This is a genomic window from Alcanivorax sp. MD8A, from assembly GCF_002888555.1.
Lineage (GTDB): Bacteria > Pseudomonadota > Gammaproteobacteria > Pseudomonadales > Alcanivoracaceae > Alcanivorax.
In genome coordinates this window covers 174,165-196,816 of sequence record NZ_AQOQ01000002.1, presented here as the reverse complement: position 1 = coordinate 196,816, position 22,652 = coordinate 174,165, and the positions used below count along the sequence as shown (strand labels likewise).

Sequence of the window (22,652 nt, the reverse complement as noted above, 5' to 3'; positions counted from 1 at the left end):
CAGCGACGCTCTTACCAAAAACCGCAAACAGGTCCACCCATGTATTTAAAACGCTCCATCACCGTGAACTGGGGCAACCTGCCTCCCGGCGAACTGGAATACGGCCCGGTGAACCTGTTCTCCGGCGGCAACGGCTCCGGCAAGACCACCGCCGCCGACGCCCTGCAAACCCTGATGACCGCCGCCCACGACAACCTGTTCAACTACAACCCGGGGCAGGACGAAACCACCCAGCGCGGTCGCGGCGGCAAACAGGTGCGTACCCTGGCCTCCTACGTGCTCGGCTGTGACGACGGCGCCTACGCCCGCCCCTACGACAGCGATGGCTACATCGCCGGCGTCTTCCACCCCACCAAGGGCGAAACCGCCGAACCCTTCACCGCCGTCATCGGCGTGCGCGCCCACCTGGATAAAGCCGGCAGCACCAGCCAGGCCCGGCAGCAGGAACTGCTGCTGATGATCGTCCCCGGCGAAATGCTCAACCTGTCCCATTTCGTACGCGAATACGGCGGCGAAAAAGCCACGGTGCCGATCACCGAGATCGCCAACCAGCTGCGCCAGCAGTTCGGCAAGAAAAACGTGGAAACCTACGACAAGAAGGGCCAATACCTGGCGCGCCTGTACGGCGCCCTGCGCGGCAAACGCGATGCGGTCTCCCAACAGGAAGCCAAGAACGCCGCCCGTACCTTCGCCCGTTTCATGGCCTACAAACCGGTGGAATCCATCAACCAGTTTGTCGCCAGCGAAGTGCTCGAGCCCCACGACATGGGCGACACCCTGCGCCGCATCCGCGACCTCATGCGCACCGTCCACGGCATGGCCGAAGAAGCCGAACAACTGCAGCAGAACGTGAACCTGCTCGCCCAGGCGCAAAGCCACACCGACACCTACCTGGACACCTGGCTAGAACGCACCACCCAGGCCTACGGCGCTGCCGCTCAACAGTTCCAGCGCAACCAGAAACAGTATCTGGAAAAGAAAGAAGAACAGAACAGCCTGCGCCAGCAACAGGAAGGCAACCGCGAAGAAGCCGAACAGGTACAGCAGCGCCTCGACCAGGCACACGCAGAACTGGTGGAACTTCAGGCGCGCATCCTCGGCATCCCGGCCCTGCGCGACAAACAGCAACTGGAAAAGCAGCTGGCCGACCTGACCCAGCAACTCCAGCAAGGCGCCCGTCCACTGCTGGAACAGGACCAGCAACGCAACAAAAACCTGGAAGCCCTGCGCAACATCCAGAGCCTGCTGGCCCGCCACAGCATCGAACTGGAACTGCCCAGCTTCGCCAGCAAACACTGGCGCAGCACCAGCAAGGCGCTGCTCGCCGAACAGAGCAACGCCCTGCCCGATCTCAACCAGATGCTGGCCCGGGACTGGATCGACCTGTCCCCGCTGGAAGACGGCCTCACCCGGGTGCGCAGCGAACAACAGCTGCACAACCAACTGGCCGAACAACTGCACAGCGAACGGGAAGACAAACCCGGCCAGGAAGCGCTCTCCGTGGCGCAACGGCTGGACCGCATCGTCAGCAAGCGCGGCCAGGCCCTGGAAACCCTCGACCAGCAACAAAAGAAAATCGAACAACAGATCCGCAACCTGGAATCCAAACGGGTGAACTACCCGCAGGATGTGGAGATCGCCATCCACGCCATCCGCCAGGAATGCCCCCAGGCAGAACCGCGCGTGTTGTGCGATCACGTGGAAGTGCAGGACCCGGATTGGCAGATGGCCATCGAAGGCTACATCGGCGGCGCCCGCTTCGGCATTCTGGTGGAACCCAACCATGAAGCCGAAGCCATCCGCATCGTCCGCCACCTTGCCGGCAAACAACGCAACCGCGCCCGCGTGATTCAGGGCGAACAGGCCCGCCGCGATGCAGAACGGGTGCAGCTGCCAGACGACTCCCTGTTCCACGCCCTGCGCTTCAGCCACCGCACCGCCGAGCACTACCTAAAAGCCTCCTACGGCAGCGTGGTGTGTGTGGAAGACGCAGAAGCCTTGCGCTCCACCCGCCGCGGCATCACCGCCGATGGCCTCGGCTCCGGCGGTTACGCCATGTTCCGCTGCGACCTGCCGGACAGCGATCTGGTATTCGGCGAAGCCGCCCGCGAACGCAACCTGCATGCCCAGCGCAACGCCCTCATGGAACTGCAGGAAAACTACCAGCGCGCCGCCGACGATTATCGCTCAGTCAAAAACCTGTATGACCAGGTAAAACTCTTCCAACCTCTTAACTGGGTCAGCGCCGCCACGCAACTACTCGATGCCCAGCGCCAGCTACAGGAAACCGAAAAGGCCCTGGCCACCCTGGACCTCAGCGATCACGAAGAGCTGGAAGAAAAGCAGCAACAGGCCAAAACCCTGCATCAGGAACTGGAAGCCAAACAGAAGCAGCTCACCGAAGAGAACGGCAAGCTCAGCGAAAAACTCAGCGCCTGCAGCAAGACCATCACCACCCTGGCCGACCAGAGCGAACAGTTTCAGGAAAAGCAGGACGAAGCCGAAGCCAACCTGCACCGCTGCACAAAATACTGGCCGGGGCTCGATGTGGAACCGCGCATCGCCGCCATGGACGAGCGCCTGCAAAACGCCCACGGCGACATCGACTTTATCGCCGAAGAAACCGCGCTCACCGAGCAGCTCACCAAAACCGCCGTGGCGCTGGAGAAAACCCTCAACCAGTACAACCAGCAGGCCCAGCCCGCCGACCAGATCCTGGCCGACAGCGCAGACGCCCTGCACAGCGCGCCGTTCTTCGGCCACGTGCAAAGCCTGCACCAGCAATTGGATAATCTACACAACCGCCTGCGCAATAACGTGCTGCTGGAAAAGCAGGAAAAACTCACCAGCCTGCGCGACACCTTCAACACCACCTTCGTCAGCGACCTGTGCAGCCAGATCCATCAGGCCATCAACGACGGCGAGCGTATTCTCAAAAGTTTGAACAGCGAACTGGAACACCACCAGTTCGGTGCCGACCGCGAGCGCTTTGAATTCGACTGGCAGTGGATCCCGGAATACAAGGAATACTGGAACTTCTTCAAGGAAGTCATCGACATTCCCAACCTGGGCGACGGCACCAGCCTGTTCGACACCCCCCTGTCAGCCAAGGCCGAAGCGGTACGCGATCGCCTGCTTAACCTGCTGCTGGACGGCGACGAACAACAGGCCCTGCGCGAACTGGAACGCATCAGCGACTACCGCCGCTACCGCCAGTACGACATCCTCAAACACCCGCAGGGCAAACAGCCCATCAGCCTCAGCCAGTACGGCACCGGCTCCGGCGGGCAGCTGGAAACCCCGGCCTACATCATCCGCGCCGCCGCCATCACCAGCGCGTTCCGCTTCAACGAAGGCGACAGCCACCTGCGCATGGTCATCGTCGACGAAGCCTTCATGCACATGGACGAAAGCCGCTCCAAGAGCGTCATCAACTACCTCACCAACACCCTGGGGCTACAGCTCATCTTCATCATGCCCACCAGCAAAGCCGGCCCCTTCCTGGACCTGATCAGCAACCAGTTCGTATTCAGCAAAGTCCCCAGCCCCATGGCCGTGGGCGAACTCAATACCCGGGTACTGGTAGACAGACAACAACTCAACCAGCAACGCATCAGCGAACTGTGGGAACAGCACAGAAGAGTGATTCGCCAGCAGGGGGCGCTGGACTTTATGGATGAGATCAGCCCATGACCACGCCCATCTGGCTCAAGGACGAGCCCTGGCTGGCCAAGTGGCTAGGCTGGTTTCTGGACAAGCAGGATAACCGTGATGGCGAACCATCGCAGCGCGCCATCACCCGCCGCATCAAGAAAAGCACCCTGCCAGCACTCTACGACTTCAACGAAGACACCCAAGGCCGCTGGCAACTGCTGCAACAAATCGCCCGCGACCACGGTATCTTCGAGATTGTTCTCGACAAAAAACGCAGCGCGTTTCAGGAACCCTACGAAAACGCCCAGTGCCGCCTGAATCCAGCCTGCGAACCGCTATTAAGAGAGTGGCTGAACCGCCCCAAGCGAGACCCGGTGGTAGAGGCATGGCTACAGGCCATCAACCAACACACCACCACTTTCACCGACAACGGCGAAGCCCTGCTGAATCAAAAACCACAGATTCCCGGCCTCACCCCGGCAGAGATCGTCAGTGCCTTCGCCAACGTGGAGGCGTACCTGAACCAAAACCTGACCCTCAGAGAAATCGCCGCCCGCTGCTTCAACGGCGACTCAAAGGCGCTGGATAACCGTTTTGACCTGCTGCTCAAACTCTACGGCGACAACGCCAACGGTATCAAACCCCGGCCACTGCTCCTTACCGCCTGGGCGCCACCCGGCTTCAGCAAACTGCTTATCGTCGAAAACCAGGACAGCTTCCTGCGCCTGGTAGAAAACCCACCCGAAGACTACGCCCTGCTCTACAGCGGCGGCTTCCGCGCCAGCGCCACCCGCCTGAGCAGCGAACACACCCGCTTCGCCTTCCTCCCCGGCAGCGCCCCCGGACTGTTCCAACAGCACTGGCTCAGCGAAGATCTGCCCTGCTATTTTTGGGGTGACCTGGACTTTGCAGGCATGGGAATATTGAAAGCATTAAGAAACAGCCTGCCCAACCTGCAAGCCTGGCAACCGGGCTATCAACCCATGCTGGAACTCCTCAACACCGGCGGCGGCCACACCCCACAACAAACCGGCAAAACCGCCCAAACCGACCCCGGCACCACCGGCTGCCCCTACACCGACACCACCCTGCTCCCCGCCCTCAGACAAACCAACAACGCCCTGGACCAGGAAGCCATTCACATCCCGTAGGGCGGAAATTGGCGTGCGCCAATCTCCGCCAACCGCAGGAGCCTCTCTTGTTGGACGAACCACTCATCACGGAAATGTTTTGTAGGAGCGGTGGTTCCACCGCGATCCGAGCCCCAGCGAGGCCAAAACCCATGGCGCCGGAATCACCGCTCCCACAAATAATCACCCCTCGATCAAACCACCAACGCACTTCTCGAAAATGGCCCGCAATCCAGAAGCATCAGCCGCCAACGCAGAAAGAATATTCGCCTCAAGCCACTCGTCTTCATCCACCCCGCTCCAGCTGATTTCATAACCCGCATTCACAATGATGAACTCAAACAACAGACGCAGTGCCCGACCATTACCCTCTCGAAACGGGTGCACCATGTTCAGCTCGCCGTAAAGCTCAGCAAGCCCATCAATAAACACATGACGGGGTAAACCTTCGAACCAGACCTTACCCGCCAGTTGGTCAAAAAGTTTCTCAGCTTCAGGAACAATGCGTTGGGTCGTACAGAAACGCGTATCCCCCTTGGAGACATCTACGGTACGGATATCTCCGGCCCAGTCATAAATATCGGCAAATAACTGTCGGTGGATACGTTGGAGGGTAGCAAGATCGTAGGGAGGGGGTTCAAACTCGATGTCTTCAGCGGCAAGCTCGGTGATTTCCCGCTCTGCCTCAGAAAGGGCTTCGTCATCTTCAATGTTGAGGCGGTTTTTCAGCACCTCAGTATCGGGGTAACAGTAACTGTCCTGGCCCACCCCGTATTTATCCATCTCAGGCTTTCGTTTTCACCTGACGTGTATGAGCAATCACTGCGGCCTCGCGGGAAGCATGCTTCTTCACAGCCCCATCCTTCTGCACCACAAAGCCCTCCAGGCGCAGGCTCGCCGAATAGTTGGCTTTCCGCACCTTGGCAAAGTAGGCCTTTTTGGCCTGAACAGAAGGAGACGACATGACACACCCATTAGCAGGTAAATGTCTGTTTATTATAACAAATGGCAAGAAATCTGGCCAGATTTTAACCACCCCCAATGCCTCAGCCCACAACACCTGAAGGAACCCTCTGCGCCCTTTCGGGTATGCCCGCAGGCGAAACCAGCCCAACCAACACACCATCGCCAGCAGGCTAGCAACTAAAGCGTGGAACCACTAAGCACCCAATAACAGTCCAGCAGCCCTGCATAAAATCCAACCACAAGACATCATACATCACATATGCGATCTTGCGTGTGATGTATGTGCAGCAGATACTCCGCTCATCAACTCACTAGGACAGGGGAAAACAATGGCCAGGGACATCGAACTCGACACAACCATCCTCAAAGAAACACGGGGCAGCCTATCTCAGGAAGCGGTTGCAGAAAATGTAGGGATCTCTCGTAGGGCCTATAATCAACTCGAGAAACGGGGAACGTGTCTTAAGACAACCGCAGAGAAGATAGCTAAGTTTCTGGGCGTTACGGTGAAGCACCTGCAGGGGTTGGAAAGAGCGGAATTGTTCTCACCTTTCTTTTGTGAAGTGCAGCACCCGGGTATCGACGAAGGCAAACCTCAGCGACACCTTTTCAACAAGGACTTCGAAGTCGTTCCCTTCATTAAGGATTACATTGACTGCGAGCGCCCCTTTCCAGTCGAGGACATGACAGGGGGCGGCCTACCAGAGTTTCCTACCGGCCCCATCCCCTCTTGGTCTATTTCGCCAGACAGTAAAGAAGGCGCTCTCCAAATCCCTATCCGCAACAGTGGCGAACAATTCGTAGAGTTTGTGCTGAAAGAGCTTCATTACAGTCAGGCCACTGGTTATGTCTGGCGGCCCATGACGCAATGGCCGAAGCACGCATTGGGGCGAGACATCCGAAGAATCTTGTCCAGTTTCTACCCTGAGTTTTATGACAACGGCAAACACATCGGTGAGCAAACCCAATTCATGGTAAGCCTTAGGGTACATGAAGAAGTTGGTCCCGCTAAAACCGTGTTTCTTCAGGACGAAACCCTGGTTCTTTGGTTCATTGTTTCCCTTTGCCGAAACATGCCTGAGTGCACAGTAAACGCCTTCTCCACTGAGGGCGGAATTTCATTAGACCTGATGCTGAAACAACCTTTCTGCAATGCGCATATTTCTATCACTCGTGTCCATACCGATGATCTTTCCATCGCCCCATTCCCGAGCTCTTGGGGCCATCGCATTGCCGTAGCCCTTGAGCTCAAAGATAAACCGCTATTTAGAAAGATCGGATCATCAGAAAACAAAGGGCTACCGAAACTAAGCGAACTAATGGACTGCATCGAAGAGGTAAAAGAAGTATACGAGCACCGACGCCAGAATCTGAAAGCCGCTGAATGTCGCGAGTCATAAAGCGGCCTATTTTCTAAGTCTATCTGAATGAGGTGTTCATAATTTTGATTGAACTCTCGATGAAATAAGGAAATCACTATGGAAATCAAATTCATTGGACCATTGGGAAAAGTAACGGGATCCTGCACCTGGATGCGTGACAATGAGAAAGGCTGGAGCTTCTTAATCGACTGCGGAATGCAGCAGGGTGAAATTACTGCGGATCAGTGGAATCACCAAGAGTGGCCATTCGACCCGGCTGAGATTCAATTTATTGTGCTCACTCACGCACATATGGACCACAGCGGGCTCATCCCTTCACTCTACGAATCTGGTTTTTCTGGAAAGGTTTACTGCACCGAAGAAACAGCGGAAATCGCCAATATTCAGTATCAAAATTCAATGCATTTGAGCCCTGATTTATTCAATCAGGAAAATATAGACAGAATTGAATGGTGTCATTTTAAAAAAGAACCTCTTCTGGGGGGCTACCACCCCGTAGACCAAGACCTTTTTGTCCAGTATCAGAGAAGCGGCCATATACTTGGCGCGGTATCGGTCAGCATTCACTGGGGAAGGCCGATGTCACCAGAACAAAGAAGCATCGTTTTTTCAGGCGATATTGGACCTCAGCCTCAAGATAATGAAGTACTACCTGCCATTCGCCATACAATGAATCCAGGCCATCATAATTATGCCGTCATGGAATCCACTTATGGATCCACAAACCGCAGCTCCTCAGATAAAGCTCCAAGCATTCGTAGAGACCATCTAAAGTCTCTCATTGACAATATCCTCCACTCTCAGGGAACACTCCTCATTCCCGCTTTCGCTCTAGGACGAAGCCAGGATGTCCTGTTCGACTTGCATGCCATCGTTGCTGAAGATCCTGGACGCTATGAGCAAGTCGACTTTTACTATGACTTCCCGCTCGGTCGTGAAATTCTGGATGAAACACGCAGATTCTGGTCGAAAACGGAGAGCAACCCCAAGAAGACGAGGCCTATGTGGCTCGGCAAACAAGTGTTCGACCTTTTGGGACTTACCAACAACCACCCGGACCATCTTAAGGAGGCAGTAAAGGCCATGGATGCCATCAGCCTCTATAAAGACAACAGTAAGTGGGAGGGGTTGCTGGAAGGCAACCAGATTGCCCACAACTGGAAGCCCATTATATCCCGGAGAATTCCCTCGCGGGAGGAAGCAGCCTCCTCTAACCGTCCGACCGTCATTGTAACAGGGTCCGGAAACGGTGACGCTGGTCGCGCTGCTTACTGGCTTCCGATGTTGTTAACTAACAAAAACAACATTGTGGCAACGACGGGATTTTGCGGAGCAAACACCATTTGCGGGAAGCTTTTATCCATTCGGGGCCTTCCAATCCCTGACAGGAGAATGAATAGCAACATAATCCATTGGCCGAATAGCAAGCAAAGCATCGCTATCGCCGATATCATGGCGAACATCGAGGAAATCAAAGGTTATTCAGCCCACGGAGACCAGGAAGATCTTTTGAATTGGGTGCTATGCAATGCAAAAAAGGGCTACTTGCCCGCCGGAGACACCATTTTTCTTCAACACGGAGATGACAGAAACAGGTATGCGTTGAGAGATGCTCTTTTCTCGAAATCAGCAGAGCTTGGCATGGACTTGGACATACAGCTACCCGGAGAGGAATCCGGTTGGATATCACTAGAACCAGAGGCAAATAACTACGAAGACGAAGATCTCGAACAATTATTAGCTATCTTTAAGCAACGACCTGATTTGAAAAAACATATCGAAAATCAAGCCGAGTAATTCAAGCAATATCGGGCAGACTCATTCTGAAAAATAAGGAAAAAGGCTCTTCAGAATGTGTCTGCCACATCGAGCCTGATTAAACCAGTCATATGTGCAAATATCAGCTAACCTCTCTTGCGACCACAGAATCATTCATTGATACTTTGCCTAAACCCCACCAACTCCCCACCAGAAAGCATCTGATTCAAACCATCTTTTGCCAGATCCAGCCATCGCTGCTTCACCCCCTCCACAGAGCTCACACCTTGGAACGCCTTGGACATCGGCTTTCTTATCATGATTGGATGGTATCGATTTTGTGTTTTTTCGAATTTCCAATCGTTGAGAGACCCCAGCCTATTCATTAGATCTTGAAATTGTGCCGAATCATAGAATCCACTATCGCGACCCCATTTAGTATCGACATCAAGAATGATCGCAAAGTCGCCCGCTTCTTCACTCGTCTCTAAGCCATGATCCCAGCCATAGAAGTAAACGCCGGCGAACAGGCTAGGCCGCCACGGCTTAAGCCAGTTAACACCATACCTTCCTTCGACAAACCCAGGGCTGCGCTTTCCACGCAGAAAACACACATGTTCTGATTCCGAGAACCCGTCATAAACCCAATCCCAATTCTCATGTATGACTTCGTTGTGAAGCCCTTTAAGAATCGAGTAAAGGTCATGGTCACCCCAGGAAACAACACTACTTAAAGATTGCTCCGCTGACTGAAATCGATCAAAATTTGTAATCCTTTTCTCATCATCCCCACCGCTGAGCACATCGACGCCTTCCTCAGTCACTTCGCTATTCAAAAATACATTTACGCGATTTCCTGAAGAGTCGACATCAAAGCAGATGGTGGTTCTCTGTATGGTTTCTGTCTTTATCTTAGGTGCCGAAAACCAAATGATGCCACCCTCTCCTTCTTCTCTTTGATAGGGGGAGACCTCTACAACAGAGACCGAAAAGTCAGTTGCATCACTTTGACTAATCGACTTTATCCATGCCGACAACCCATCCGGGGCGCGATCGCAGGCAATGATGTAATGAAGCTGCCCATACTTTAATTGGCGGGCCAATCTTGCCGCCAAGGCACTAGCATTTCGACAGTCAGAGAAAACCTCCCCAACCAACTCCTCGAAGGACAATGCAACCGATCCGGGGCCTCTGAAAAGTCTAACCTGGTCTGGCTCAGGCAGAGTCGTAATTGTGGCGCCATAATCAAGAATTTGGGAAACCACCTTTCTTCCAGCAAGCTCAGGGTTTGAGTATCGCTTTACCTCAACCACCCCGACATGCCCGGAATCTGTCAAAAACAAAATATCCGGATATTTTTGAGCACCGGTAATATCTTTGGCGCTCGCCTGTCGAACAACATGAACATTCTTGGTGAATACCCCCACGTCCTCAAGGCACAGCAAATCCCAATGCTCAGCCAATACGGCCTCAAGGTGTTCTTCCTTTTTCTCTACCTCGATGAGGTTCTTTCTCACCCATGAAGTGACTTCACCTGATGGTGATGTCTGAATCAATCTATCTCGCATCCTTGCCTCCAAATATTTTTAATTTATTATTTTAAGAATCTTCACACTTTTAAGCAGCCTTAAGCATGACATGCTGACAAACTGAACAATTTGGTTTGGCCAGACCACCCTATATTGAAAAGTCGAATTCCATTTTCGTATCATTTCTTCCGATTCGATAACTCTTCTTTTAAACCCCAAACCACTCACTCATCACCCCATACCCAAACACATAAGCCAGCTTCCTCGCCCGGGTCAGACTTACATACACCAGCGCCCGCTCTTCATTCTCCAACTGTCTTCGTGTGACAACATCCGCAGCTGAATTGACCACGAAATCCAGGGGAACCAAGCCCTTGTTGGCAGAAGCGAGAAAAACCGCATCGAACTCCAGACCCTTGACCCTGTGCATGGTCGCCAGATTGATCGAGCCTTCAGGAGTGCTTGAGCTTCGTCCGTCAAGGGTGTGACAAAGCTGGTTCTTGCCTTCAAGAGTAGCCTGCAAACTGGCGAGCTCTTTACGCGTACGAGCGATAACGCAACACGCCTCGGGAGCGAGACTGTGCTCCTTGATCGCGCCCAGAATCGCGCCGACCTGCTGATCAATGGAATCAAAGCACTGAACCACCGGGGCAGGGCCATGCATCAAGGAGTGGTAGAAACGATGAGTGTCTTCCCCTCCATCCAGGTCATCCACCTCTACATTCTCGAGAATACTTACCGCCAATTTTCGTGTTTCATCGGTTGTGCGGTAATTCACTTTCAGCCTTGCACTCCGCCCCCGGATATCAATGCCACACTGCCCCAGAACCACCTTGTTCTTGCCATAAATCCGCTGATGACCATCACCAACGATGAAGATATCGTTTTCCCCTTTCGGCACTAACGCACGTAGCAACAGGAATGCCTGGGTGCCCATATCCTGGGCTTCATCGACAACCACAGAACAGATATTCGGGCGGAGCTCCGGGTTTGCCTCCAGCAACTCGCGGGCATCGCGATAGGCATCATCCGTTTCCTTTAGGTGATTGCTGGCCAGAAGATGACGGAATCGCTCAAAAACAGGCCAGATCTCGATCCGCTGCTTGCGATTCAATCGAGTCCCCCGACCCAGGCGTGACGCTTTCTTGTACTCATCCACACTGGATATGGATTGTGGCTGTATCACCCTGGCCCATTCCTCCTGAAAGAAGGCCATACTCAGATCGATACCCGCTGGCTTTTCTGAATAAGCCTGGGTCCAGAGCTGCCTTTCCTGCCGGCTGTCCATCAGCAGCCCATAGTCATAGCCGCGCTTCTTCAGGAACCCCATCACCCAGGCATCCAGGTTCATGACCTCGATCCGCTCCAGCTCATCCTGGCTGCAAATCTTGTTCAGGTTCTGCTGAATATCCGTTGCCAGATTACGTGTAAAGGTGGTGAAGAGGATCTTCGAGCCTGCAGAGGCCACATGGTCTGCCAGCCATTTAGCCCTATGCATGGCGACCACGGTTTTACCGGTACCCGCTCCGCCCAGCACCCGCACGGCACCATTCTTCTTTCCCTCAACCAGCCGCCGCTGGGCGGGATGAAGGAAGACACGCCATTTCTCAATGGACTGATTCAATACAGTCTTTAGTTCTTCTTCATTATCAGCGACGGCAAAATGCGCCTGCGTTTCCGGGCGTGCCAATGCCGCCGTAAAGTCACTGGTATCCACCGTCTCTGGCGCCGCCGGAACCACTTCATTATACGCCTCTTCAAAGCTGGCTCCTGCCATCAACAGGAAAAGCCCCTCATAGGCATCTTCTGGAAGCTGCTCGTTTACCTTGGCCGATTCCAGATGCGCCTCTATCTTCATTTCCCGCACCAATGGCAACGCATCTTCAGGGACACCAAGCTGCAACAGTTGCCGGTCCCGAATCGCATCAAACAGGCCAGGTCGATCCGGCATTCCTTTCGCGACATCGGCTTGTTTGGCTGCGTTTTCCTCTGCCGTGTAGACCTGCAGGGTCCCGGTATTTGGGTTAATTTCCACCTTTCGCTTGGATGCCCAGTTGTAGGCATCGTCGTGATGATCCACATGCAGCATCAGGTAGAGATCTTCCTTTTCTGCCGCGGCGAGGATAATACGCACATCCTGGTTAACCCTGATGGAACGCAGCTTGTCATCCCTGAATGCGGTCAATTTTTCGTAATGCAAACCACCATGCCAGGGATCATTCTGAAAAAGCATGACAGCCTTGTTGGCCTGGCTCTGCTCGTTCGGGGTCAACTTGGACAGGCTGTTAAAATATTTATCGGAAAATGCAACGATCGCCATCTCAAACTCCCTGTTCCTGCTTGTTGATGGCAGCCACCAACGCATCGATTTCGGTGTAGACAGACCAACCATCGGCCTCAAGTTCTGGCTTCAACGCAACCTGGTCATCAAGCAGCAGAGCAATCCTGGCTTCTTCAAAAATCAGCTCAGCAATACCGATAACCTCACCGTTGGCATTCAGGATATCGTCCCCTACCAGCGGCACTTCCGGCCAAGTCACAGAAACGCCATCAAGCTGCTCAAGCACTTCCGCCTCCAGGTCTTCATACCATTCAGGTGAAGATGTGTCTTCCGCTTGGGCATCCTCAGGCTCCGCCCACAACAGGCCCGCAGCGGAACCCTCGCTCTTCGATTGCGGTGTCCAGGTATAAGTAACAGGTAAAAACTGGATCCAGTTCACTAGCATCCATAGCCGCTGCCATTGATAGCGGGCCAGTTCATCGCTGGATGTCCCACGATGGTAACAAACACTCACCATCGCCTGATCCAGATCCACCCGGGTCAACAATTCCTTCCCCGCGACAAAGTCCAACGCCAAAACGGCATCGCTCTTGTCATCCTCGATTGAGACGGCACCAGCCAACGCAATGGGGTCGGGTTTGCGGTCTGTGTAGGAGGCCGGGAGACCATGCAAACGATCAGTAATCTCCTCCCGGGTCGCAGGATTGGTTATCGACCCTGACGGCAGACACTGCAACACAAACAGCAAGGCCTGTTTCGCAAGGGATAGCGAATCCTGTCGAGCCAGGAAAACCATCAGCAACTCAAAGCTGGTCTTGCCCAGGTGTTCACCAAGATGATCCTCTTTAGCTGCCTTGGCCAAGGCAGTGATGGCAGCATGGTTGCATTGAGGCGAAGTCATCCCGCTCGGCAACGGCACATCACAGGCCTTGTCACCCATCACCTGATTCACGTCATACCAGTTGAGCGACCACACTACAAAGCCTGCATGCATCAGGCTTTGCCGCTTCAGCAAATCCTCCTGAACCTTTCCGGCATGGTATTGATAGCCGTCGAGGAAAATGGCGACCGGCTTCAAGCCCGTGGCCGCAGGCCACAGCACGAAATCCGGCCTGCTGGAAAACTGGACGCCCTGTGCCATTCCCAGATCGACCTGAGGCTCAATTACATAAGCCCTCTCTCCAATAGTCAGCCGATAGCCATGCTTGCCATGCACCACATCCTGATTGACGCGCACCTTCTGGCTATCCACACATGACTGCCCCGAGAAGCGGGCAAGCGCTTCCGGAAAACGGGCTTCCAGCTCGCTGTCCATCCAGGGGTTACCCGCCAGCGCACTCAGGGATTGCTCACCCTCAACCCATTGATGTTGCCCCTCGACGATATCCTTGAGCATCTCCAGCGCCAGCGCCTTGCTGGTGCTCTCCATCCCATAGGCATTGCGATACTCAAGCAGGCAGCGGTAACAACCATCCATGGTGTTGTCATAGCAATCGCAGCCGGCCATCACCTCATAGGCCATTTTGAAGACCGACTGCATGTTCTCCACATTGCTCAGCAATTCGTGAAGATAGCCGGTACCCCCCGGAACAGAGTCGTACAGGACCACGAAATAGCGACGCTCATCCGTTTCGCCAATGGGCTCGCTCTGTTGTGCCACCCGCAGATGATCGACCTTGCCACCGAATTTGCGCTTGAGCCCCAGTTGCAGCGCAGCCACAAAGGAGTTCACCTGCTCCTCGGTTCCACCGGTAGATAGACGGGGCAGCAGGATACGCAGCCCCTCTGAGGAAAAGTTCCTGTACAGGTAAAGACAGTTCTCGATCCCGGAGTCTTCCTTGCCGCCTGGCAGGGGCTTGGGCCCCTTGGAGAAACTGCAGCTCTTGAGATGCTCCGCTTGCGCTTTGCCTGACGCGGCCTTCTGGCTTTGCACAGACCCGCATTCACGACACACCGGGAACCCGGTCCGCTGCAGCTGCTGACCTGCCACATCAAAGTGCATTTCCTCCCCCTGGCGGCGACCGAAATTCACCTCCAGGAAATTGGCTGAACGAATAAACTCGAAACCAAAGGGACGATCATCGTCATCCAGCACCCAGGTGATCTGGACATCCTCCGGTTTGAAATCAATCAGCATCTGCTTGTTGAAGAAGGCCGGCTCGCGATCATCCGAGTTGTCATCCAGCTGCGCATCCTTCGCATTGGTAAAGGCATACACCTGGGTCATCTTCAACATCTTGGTGCGGGCACTCTCGTCGCCCCACTGGTGGGTATGACAGCGAGGACAACTCTTGTCCTGGAAACCGGAGCCAGGCACATCGGCTGGAGCGGAATAGTGACAGCGAGGGCAGAACCGCCAGTCCTGGATATTACGTCCCTTGGCGGTTTCTACCCGCGAGATCTTTACCTTGCGGTTGCCGGCATAGAACACGGACTCCGGTGCCAGCTCACTCAAGGCCGCCTGGGCCGGGCGCTGGTACTCGTACTCCCGCTTGATGAACTCCTGTTGAAGCCCCTCACCCGCGCCGCCCTTCTCTGAGCGAAAAATAACGGAGTGTAGCGTCGTGCCCTCTTCAGGGAAGGCATAATTGGGCAACAAGCCTTCATCGGTGAGGAAATTCAGGGTTTCCCGACGATTAAGGCGGATACGCATACTGCGATAACCCGCAGCCTCCCTCTCAAGCTCGGCAATCTCGGCCCGGGTGCTGTCATCCTGGGGACGTTTTTTGAGCTTTTCGAGCAGCTTGTCCAGCTCCTTGATAGTGGCGGTCATTTGCTGGCGCTCATCTGTCACCACCTTGAGTCGACCCACCACATACAGCTGCAAGTGATCATCCTTGTGCTCAGGGCCACCAAACAGATACTGACGAAGCAGCTCCAGATCATCCCCTTCCAGCTCTGATGCCACATGCGCACTGAAGCCGTCCCAGATCTCCTGCATGTTGTGCTTCAGATAGTTCAGCAGGGTATAGGGGAAACGGTCCTCCTGGGTCTTCTCCACCGCATCCAGCACTGGCTGCATGGTCTTGGGTACTTGGTTGTCGCCTTTCGACTGGTGCGTCCAGCAGTCCATGGTATAAGCCAGCAGTTGACGGCGCAGCACATGGCGCGCCTTGAGAAACACCGCAGGTGGTTCTACAGGGGTATCCAGCATTCGTCCCGGGTCGGCATAGAACACCAGGTCATGGGGGCGCCCGTTTGCCACAGTGAGCACGAAAGAGTTCCCGTCACGGCGCCCCCCCCGACCAACCCGTTGCAGGTAGTTGGCCTGCGCCGGAGGTACCGAGCACAACAACACACTGGAGAGATCACCAATATCGATACCCATCTCCAGGGTTGGCGTAGCGGAAAGCAGGTTATATTCCCAGGGCTTTTCTCCCTTGATGAAACTCTTTTCCACCCGGTCTCGCTCGCCGGGCGCCAACAGCCCGGTATGCTCATGGGCAATCACGCGATGGATTTCTCCATGGCGATACAAATTGCGATAGAGCGACTCCCTTACAGGAACGCCGTGTTCATAGACGAGCGAAGGGCTGGCCGCGCTGATCATTGGCAAGTTGATCCAGGCTTGCACCTGTTCGGCAGGCACATGCATTGGGCGATACCCCGGACACTCCACACCATGAACATCCGTCGTCAGCGACAGACTCTCGGGATTAAGCATCCACACCCGAGCACACCGTTCATTCAGCTCCTCAACCAGCAAGCCTGACTGACAAAGCGCCTCAAAGGCGGCAACCAGCACATGCTCCAACTGCTTGCGATCCACCAGGGAATCCGGATTCAGGCAATGCAGCCAGCGCTCATACCAGGTCTGAGTCCCCGAGTTCTGGGCCAGCAGTTCATAGCCTTCGCCATTCTTAAGCGAAGGAAACTTCGGCCGCGGGGAGCCCGGGCCGTAGTTGGGCACGAAACCAAGCAGATTCAGCATGTACGCCCTGCCCGCCTTCTCACGGTACAGACGCAGGTAGTCCATCCCAAACGCCCCCACGGAGACCAGATGCTGAACCAGGCCGTGCATGAACTTGCCCGCCGTCTCACCACTGATACGATAGCCAAGGGTGTTATCCACAGTCTCGGCCCAGCTTTTGGCCACCTGGGCCACCGTCTCCTGTGGCCACTGAATGGCCGCAATCCCCAGGCGATTCAGCGAACGCCCCACCTGGGAACGCCAGCCCAGATCTTCCAGCAACTGCCACAGCATCCGCTCACGGATCAGTTTGAGCAGCGGCGCCGGGTTACGTACTTCCCCGGTCAGCTCGAAATGCTCAAAATCCTTGAAGAAGCGTTTTTCCGGCGGCATGAATTCACGCAGGTATTTGTCAATCGACAACCGGCCATTACGGCCCTCGTACGCGAGCCAGTAGGCCTCGAACCGCTCGGGCAAAGACAACAGCGACAATGCCCCCGGCTCATCCTGCAGCAGCTGCGACAGGGCCATGCGTACATTGTTGTGCCAGGTACGGGCGGCAAAAAAACCGGCCCGGTGGGTCGCATCCTGTACCGAGTCGCTAAATGTCAGCAGCTTGCGATCATCGTTGTCGCGGCTGCTGAATAACTGGTGAATGGCAACCGCACTCAGACTGGCAGCCCGGGCCCCGAATACCACGAGAGAAGAGCGGGCCGAACACCAGGGGCAATGCCGCTCATGGATGATGCGTTTTACATTGGCCTGTTGGGTTTCCTTGAGCATGTAAGGCTTGCTGACCCGCACCAGGGCATCATTGCCCGCCTGGCAGCTCTTGCAGTCACCGGCATAATCCATTGCTGCCGTCTTGCCGCATTCCCGGCACACCTTGAAATGCTCAAGGTGAAAACCACTCTGCGAAACGGCACCATCCTGCCAGGGCATCAGCAGGCTGGTTTCATGGTGGTTACTGAAGAATGAAGGGTAGATCTTGCCAAGATCTGTCTCGATCATCTGGTCAGCAGGATGCCCGGCCTCCATCCGCGTCAGCCAGGCCGTGCCGTGACACTCCCGACACTGCACCAGCGGCAGCCGGATATGCTGCTGATCCTTCGGCGGCTGGTCATCACCGAACGACAATAAAGGCAGAGCACCCGTTGCCGATACATCTCCCTCTCCATCAGCCATCTCCGTACGGGAAGGCTCTCTGAGAGCGCCAACGATACGGCGCAGCTCCCGGGACCAGAGCTGCAAGCGCAACTGCACAAAGGGCTGGCCGGTTTCCGCGCGGGCATGGGCCATCAGCGATAACAGGGCAATCAGGGCCTGCTCGGGTTGTTTGGCGAACTGGGGAGGAATCTGGCCTGCAAGCCGTTGTACCAGATCAGAAAAGGTGGGCGTCGGGCCAGACTTGAGCTGGCGCAACAGATTGGCCAGCTGGCCATGCTGCTTCAGCTCCCTGCCAAGGGCAATCCGGCCCGCCTTCTCCTTCAGCGGGGCATCCGGCTCCTTGCTGAAATACAGGTCGTAGGCCTTGCCCAGGTATTGTTCGAGTCCTTGCTGCTGGGCCTCAATCAGTGCTTCCGGCCCAATTTCACGGTTAAGAATCAGAAAGCCGATATTGTCGAGAAAGTCGGAATCCGACTTGCGCTGCTCAGCCACCACCGCATCGCGATTGAAACGGCTGGAGAAGATGTCAGAGGCATAGCCCAGCAGGGCATTGAGACTATCTTCCCCGCCCAGGGTAGCCGAGGTACCCACGCACAACAGTTTGTCAGGTGCCATGCCAAGGCGGGCACGCAGACGCCGGATCAGAAGTGAAAGGTCTGTGCCCTGGGCGCCATCAAAGGTATGCAGCTCGTCCACCACCAGATAGCGCAAGGTGTCAGGCCCATTGTGCGCCCACAACGCCTGATCCTTGGGGCGCATCAGCAGGTAGTCGAGCATCTTGTAGTTGGTAAGCAGAACATCCGGCGGGTTGGTGCGCAGGGTTTCCTTGTCGGTAATCACCTGATCCTTGCTCATGGCCTTGGAGCCCTGGCCATCGCCCCCCACAAAAAGCCCCACCCGCAGGCCCTTCAAGGCCGCCTGCTCATGAATCACCTCCGCAAAACGCTTGGCCTGGTCGCTGGCCAGTGCGTTCATCGGGTAAATCACAATGGCCTTGATGCCCTTGCCGTCGTCTCGCTGACAGTGATCTAGGATGGGGTACAGGAAACACTCGGTCTTACCTGAGCCAGTGCCGGTGGCCACCAGTGTGTTGCCGCCCTTACGATCCGATGCCAGCCGCTTCCAGGCCTGCTCCTGATGCGCATAAGGAGGAAAATCCGTATTGAAACCAGTGAAGAAATCCCTGCCACTGGTTCCAGAGAGGAACGGCAAGCCCACCTGCACATAGGGCCCCTTGATAAAGGCTTCGCCACCCTGCTGCTCTTCCACCAGCCGCCGAAACTCCCCGTTGAACGGGGCTGTCTCGGTCTCGTAACCGGTAACGATGAATTCTTTCAGCGCCGCAGCGACTTCACTGGCCAACAAGCCGGGAATCATATTTTATCCTTGTTAGTATCCGTTGTAGCCTGGCAAGGAGCATTCACATAACTCATTAATTGAAAATAGGTCCTTTGCCCTCAACTTTTCAGCACCTGCTCCATTGTCATTGCTCGCCAACCAACCTGAGTGAGCGTATCGAGTTGCTCTTCGTTGTCGACGATGGCAAACCGTTGGGCAGGCCAGGAAAGCTCAGGGGTTAACACGATTTCACCCTTGCTATTTTCAATATCTTCACCAACGGCAGGAAGCGACCGAGAGGTCTTCATGATCTTCCTTGCGACGCCTTCGTAGGCAGAGTCGATATACTCAAGCACAGCATCCCAACCTGGCAAAACATCCAAAATCCCCTGACGTCTTCGTAGCCGCTGTATCTCAGTCATCTCAGACTTCCTGACATACATTTTTTCATGGTCAGGCTGCTTGCTGTGACAGTCCGCACATAAAGCCATTAAATTGTCGTCGCGGTTATCTCTCTTGTTGCCACTGACATGATGGCAGTGGAGAAGATTCTTATTCCCAGCCAGATCAATACCGCAACACTCACAAATCCAGCTCCTTGATTCCCGGTACCTTCTCGATATTTCAGCCCATTCATCTGAGTACCCGGATCGACGATCAAGCAACTGCTTGGGGAGAAAACGAAATTGTGTGCTATAGGTGGCAAAGAAATCGGATATGGAGAATTCTTCAAAGATAACTTTCTTGGCCAATGGGCCGGTATCATATCCCCGGTAATTCAGCATCCTCAGACAAAGCTTGCAGACTTTCAGCTCTGCATCATGCTCAATGTGGGATGAGACATTACTCTGGCCGGAAATCCTGAACACACCGCTCAGATCAGTCGTTACCGTATAACGGTCAAACTTTCCCTTTTGGCGCATTTCATCGAGTTTTGTGCAATCCCCAACGTGAAATCGATTTCCCTGATTTTTACCATCGATGACAGACTGCACCCAGCTGCCATGATCGGGAATATACAGAAGAACCTGCCTTCCCTTATACGAAAGCAAGCCCCCGGTGGATTCGAGATCGTCCAGAGCGATCTCAACACCACGCTCCAGCTCAATATCAATATCCATCTCTTCTCTCGAGGAGACCTCGAACGAAAAATCCCGCTCCTCGGCCCCCATCTGCTTCACCGACTGCCAGAGAAGCCCAAAGTCCGTGCGGATCTTCATTGCACGGTTTCCAGGATCTGCTTGATCTTGATTTCCGCGTTGGTAATTACCCGAAAGGTCACCCGTCGGCTGGAACGGCCATCCTCATTGCCTTGATCGTTCACAATCGGGCGAGAGGAAGAGAAACCGACCGCTGCCACATGAGCCTTCAGCCACTTCTGATAGGGCGCCACTTCGTCCAGGCCGTACACATATTCCAGCACATTACGGGTTCGTCCCTGGGAGAGCTGCATGTTCAGGAAGTAGGCATCCGAGGCACTGACGTGGCGATTCCAGACACTGCTGGTATGGCCTTCAATGCGGACTTCATCAATTTCCTTGTTGAACCTGTCCAGCACGGTGATGTAACGAGGGAAAAAATCCGAGAGCAGCTTTCGGTAGCGCCAGTTGATGGCTTCCTTGCCTTGCTCGAACAGGATATCTGGCGAATTGAAGGTAAAGGTGAGCGTATCCCGGTCAATATGAGCATTCCAGGTCTCCAGATCCTTCTCAAACTCGCCAATGAGGGCATCATAGATGGCCACCTGAGTCTCCTGATAGGCCACCGCAATTTCCTTCACCTTGCGCTGCTCTTCCAGGGTGTTTCGCATCAGGGCAATGGCAATAAACAGGAACACCACCATCAGCCCCGCCATCAAATCCGATACGGATAGCCAATGGTGTTCTTCCTGTTCCGCTGCCCGGGTATTGAACAAGTCAGACATGGTTCACCACCTCAGGTATTGGTTACTGCACGCATGGCGCGAACCAGCTTTTCATAATCAGTGGTGAACTGGCCGGATATTGAAGCCAATGCTCTACCCATCTCAGACATGACTCGGCTAAGTTCACTTTCAAGTTGAGAGTCAAGGACACCGACCTGCTTGGTAAGTGCGTCCTTTGTATCTGAAAGTGCGTCTTCAACGGACTTGCGCAAACTGGTGAACACCCGTTGCGCCTCATCGCTCTGTTTTTCTGCCATGCGTTCCAGATTGGCCTGGAACTCCCGCTGGGCGTTACCCAGTTCACTGGTCAGTTTCTTCCCTGCCTCCTTGAACTGCTTGCCGAGCTCGCCATTCTGGGTGGTGATTTCCGCCATCAGGTTTCGGAAGTTGCTGTTCAGCTCGGTGACCAGATCAGAGAACTGCTGCTTCACCTCTTCACTGTTCTTGGCGATCACATCAGAACTTCCCTGCAGTGACTGATTGACGCGGGCACTGTTATCAACAAACTCCTGGGCTCCCTGCACGATGGCTGACTGCAGCTTCTCACCGGCTTCCTGCAAGCCACTGGAAATCTGCGTGGACGCCTCCGTCACCCCCTTGAGGGTGGCGTCGATTTGCTCCTGAATCTGGGGCACCGCTTCCACGGCCTTGTCCCGCATCTGGGCGAAGGATTCCAGATGGCGGTCCAGCTCCTCAATCTGGTGCTGGTTTACCTCAAGCACATTGCGCAGTACCGCGAGGGATTCCGGGATTTTCTGGGTATCGCTGGCGATGGCATTCACGGACGCTTCGGTCTGCCCAATGGCAGTCACACCCTGGGCATACTGCTCCACCATCTGGGCGATCTGCTCCTTGTACTTCTCCTGCCACTCCACCAGCTTGAAAACGGCCTCATTGAGCTGCTTGAAGTTCTCACCAAACTGCTCGGTCAGGTTATTGTTGAAATCCACAATGACCTGTTTCAGGGCCTCAATCACTTGCTCCGTAGCCGACTTGGAGAGCATGTCGGCGAAGTCCTGCAGCTTGATCCACAATCGGGACTCGAATTCCTCAAAGGATTTCTGGTGCTGCTTGAAGTTGTCGTTGGTGTCAGAGCGGAGAAGCTTCATTTGCCCCGTGAGCGATGACTCGTCACCACTACCAATGGCTTCTTTCAGGGACACAATACCGTCACGCTGATCTTTCATGACGCCATACAACTCGGCGATACCGATACTGTCTTCATCGATGACCGAATCATCCTTCACGCTCAGCCAGCCAATGGTAATCAGCACCTTGTAAATCAGTGCCAGCAGCATACCCACCAGGCTAGTCAGGAAGGCGGTCTTCATCCCGGCAAGGAGCGACTCGATGCTGCCATCGATGTTTTTCACATCGAAGTCCAGCAACCCGGCCACAATACCGGTGAAGGTGCCCAGAATGCCCAGCGTGGTCATTAGCGTGGGCGCATACTGGGTAAACCCGTGATGCTGGTTACCCCGCTTCCACACGACGGCCATACCAAAAACAACAACCAATACAGCGATGAAAATTTCGGTAAGCAACCCTGCCCCGATGGACGTAATGGCAAACTCAATTGGAGAAGAAAACATGAAGCCCCACCCTCATAGAAC

The 22,652-nt window shown here is 54.7% G+C and carries 12 protein-coding genes; 4 read left to right on the top strand and 8 right to left on the bottom strand.

Features of this window, described 5'->3' with window-relative positions:
* The first annotated feature begins 39 nt into the window (after nucleotides 1-39).
* Nucleotides 40-3,693 carry an ATP-binding protein gene (locus tag A15D_RS01940; RefSeq protein WP_102790537.1) on the top strand — a complete coding sequence of 1,218 codons (3,654 nt, stop codon included), beginning with the start codon at nucleotides 40-42 and terminating at the stop codon, nucleotides 3,691-3,693.
* A complete protein-coding gene (locus A15D_RS01935; protein WP_102790536.1) occupies nucleotides 3,690-4,805 on the top strand; it encodes a Wadjet anti-phage system protein JetD domain-containing protein in 1,116 nt (371 codons plus the stop codon). The genes A15D_RS01940 and A15D_RS01935 overlap by 4 nt, the downstream gene beginning before the upstream one ends.
* A 162-nt stretch (nucleotides 4,806-4,967) precedes the next feature.
* Here A15D_RS01935 and A15D_RS01930 read toward each other — a convergent pair whose 3' ends face one another.
* Both A15D_RS01930 and A15D_RS01925 read right to left on the bottom strand, forming a co-directional pair.
* Nucleotides 4,968-5,567: a putative adenosine monophosphate-protein transferase Fic gene (locus tag A15D_RS01930; protein WP_102790535.1), complete on the bottom strand. Its 600-nt coding sequence runs from the start codon at nucleotides 5,565-5,567 to the stop codon at nucleotides 4,968-4,970.
* A gap of 1 nt (nucleotide 5,568) precedes the next feature.
* Nucleotides 5,569-5,748: a YhfG family protein gene (locus A15D_RS01925; RefSeq protein ID WP_102790534.1), complete on the bottom strand. Its 180-nt coding sequence runs from the start codon at nucleotides 5,746-5,748 to the stop codon at nucleotides 5,569-5,571.
* Nucleotides 5,749-6,079: 331 nt separating this feature from the next.
* Between A15D_RS01925 and A15D_RS01920 the strand changes: the two genes are divergently transcribed.
* Nucleotides 6,080-7,150 carry a helix-turn-helix transcriptional regulator gene (locus tag A15D_RS01920; protein ID WP_102790533.1) on the top strand — a complete coding sequence of 357 codons (1,071 nt, stop codon included), beginning with the start codon at nucleotides 6,080-6,082 and terminating at the stop codon, nucleotides 7,148-7,150.
* 78 nt (nucleotides 7,151-7,228) lie between these two features.
* On the top strand, nucleotides 7,229-8,929 hold the full coding sequence (locus tag A15D_RS01915; protein WP_102790532.1) for an MBL fold metallo-hydrolase: 1,701 nt from the start codon (nucleotides 7,229-7,231) through the stop codon (nucleotides 8,927-8,929).
* Between the two features lie 131 nt (nucleotides 8,930-9,060).
* On the opposite strand, the gene A15D_RS01910 is transcribed toward A15D_RS01915, so the two are convergent.
* From A15D_RS01910 to A15D_RS01885, 6 genes are all read right to left on the bottom strand, one after another.
* Entirely contained in the window at nucleotides 9,061-10,458 is a 1,398-nt protein-coding gene (locus A15D_RS01910) for a hypothetical protein (protein WP_102790531.1), read from the bottom strand.
* A gap of 169 nt (nucleotides 10,459-10,627) precedes the next feature.
* The gene (locus A15D_RS01905) at nucleotides 10,628-12,739 is read right to left on the bottom strand and encodes a UvrD-helicase domain-containing protein (protein ID WP_102790530.1); all 2,112 of its coding nucleotides are present in this window, start codon (nucleotides 12,737-12,739) and stop codon (nucleotides 10,628-10,630) included.
* 1 nt (nucleotide 12,740) lies between these two features.
* Nucleotides 12,741-19,154, bottom strand: coding sequence for a DEAD/DEAH box helicase (locus A15D_RS01900; protein ID WP_102790529.1), 6,414 nt, complete (start codon nucleotides 19,152-19,154; stop codon nucleotides 12,741-12,743).
* A gap of 80 nt (nucleotides 19,155-19,234) precedes the next feature.
* Complete coding sequence (locus A15D_RS01895) at nucleotides 19,235-20,335, bottom strand: HNH endonuclease (protein ID WP_102790528.1); 1,101 nt, start codon at nucleotides 20,333-20,335, stop codon at nucleotides 19,235-19,237.
* The gene (locus tag A15D_RS01890) at nucleotides 20,332-21,039 is read right to left on the bottom strand and encodes an OmpA family protein (protein ID WP_102790527.1); all 708 of its coding nucleotides are present in this window, start codon (nucleotides 21,037-21,039) and stop codon (nucleotides 20,332-20,334) included. Before A15D_RS01890 ends, A15D_RS01895 begins: the two co-directional genes overlap by 4 nt.
* 11 nt (nucleotides 21,040-21,050) lie before the next feature.
* The gene (locus A15D_RS01885; RefSeq protein WP_102790526.1) at nucleotides 21,051-22,631 is read right to left on the bottom strand and encodes a MotA/TolQ/ExbB proton channel family protein; all 1,581 of its coding nucleotides are present in this window, start codon (nucleotides 22,629-22,631) and stop codon (nucleotides 21,051-21,053) included.
* Between the last annotated feature and the right edge of the window lie 21 nt (nucleotides 22,632-22,652).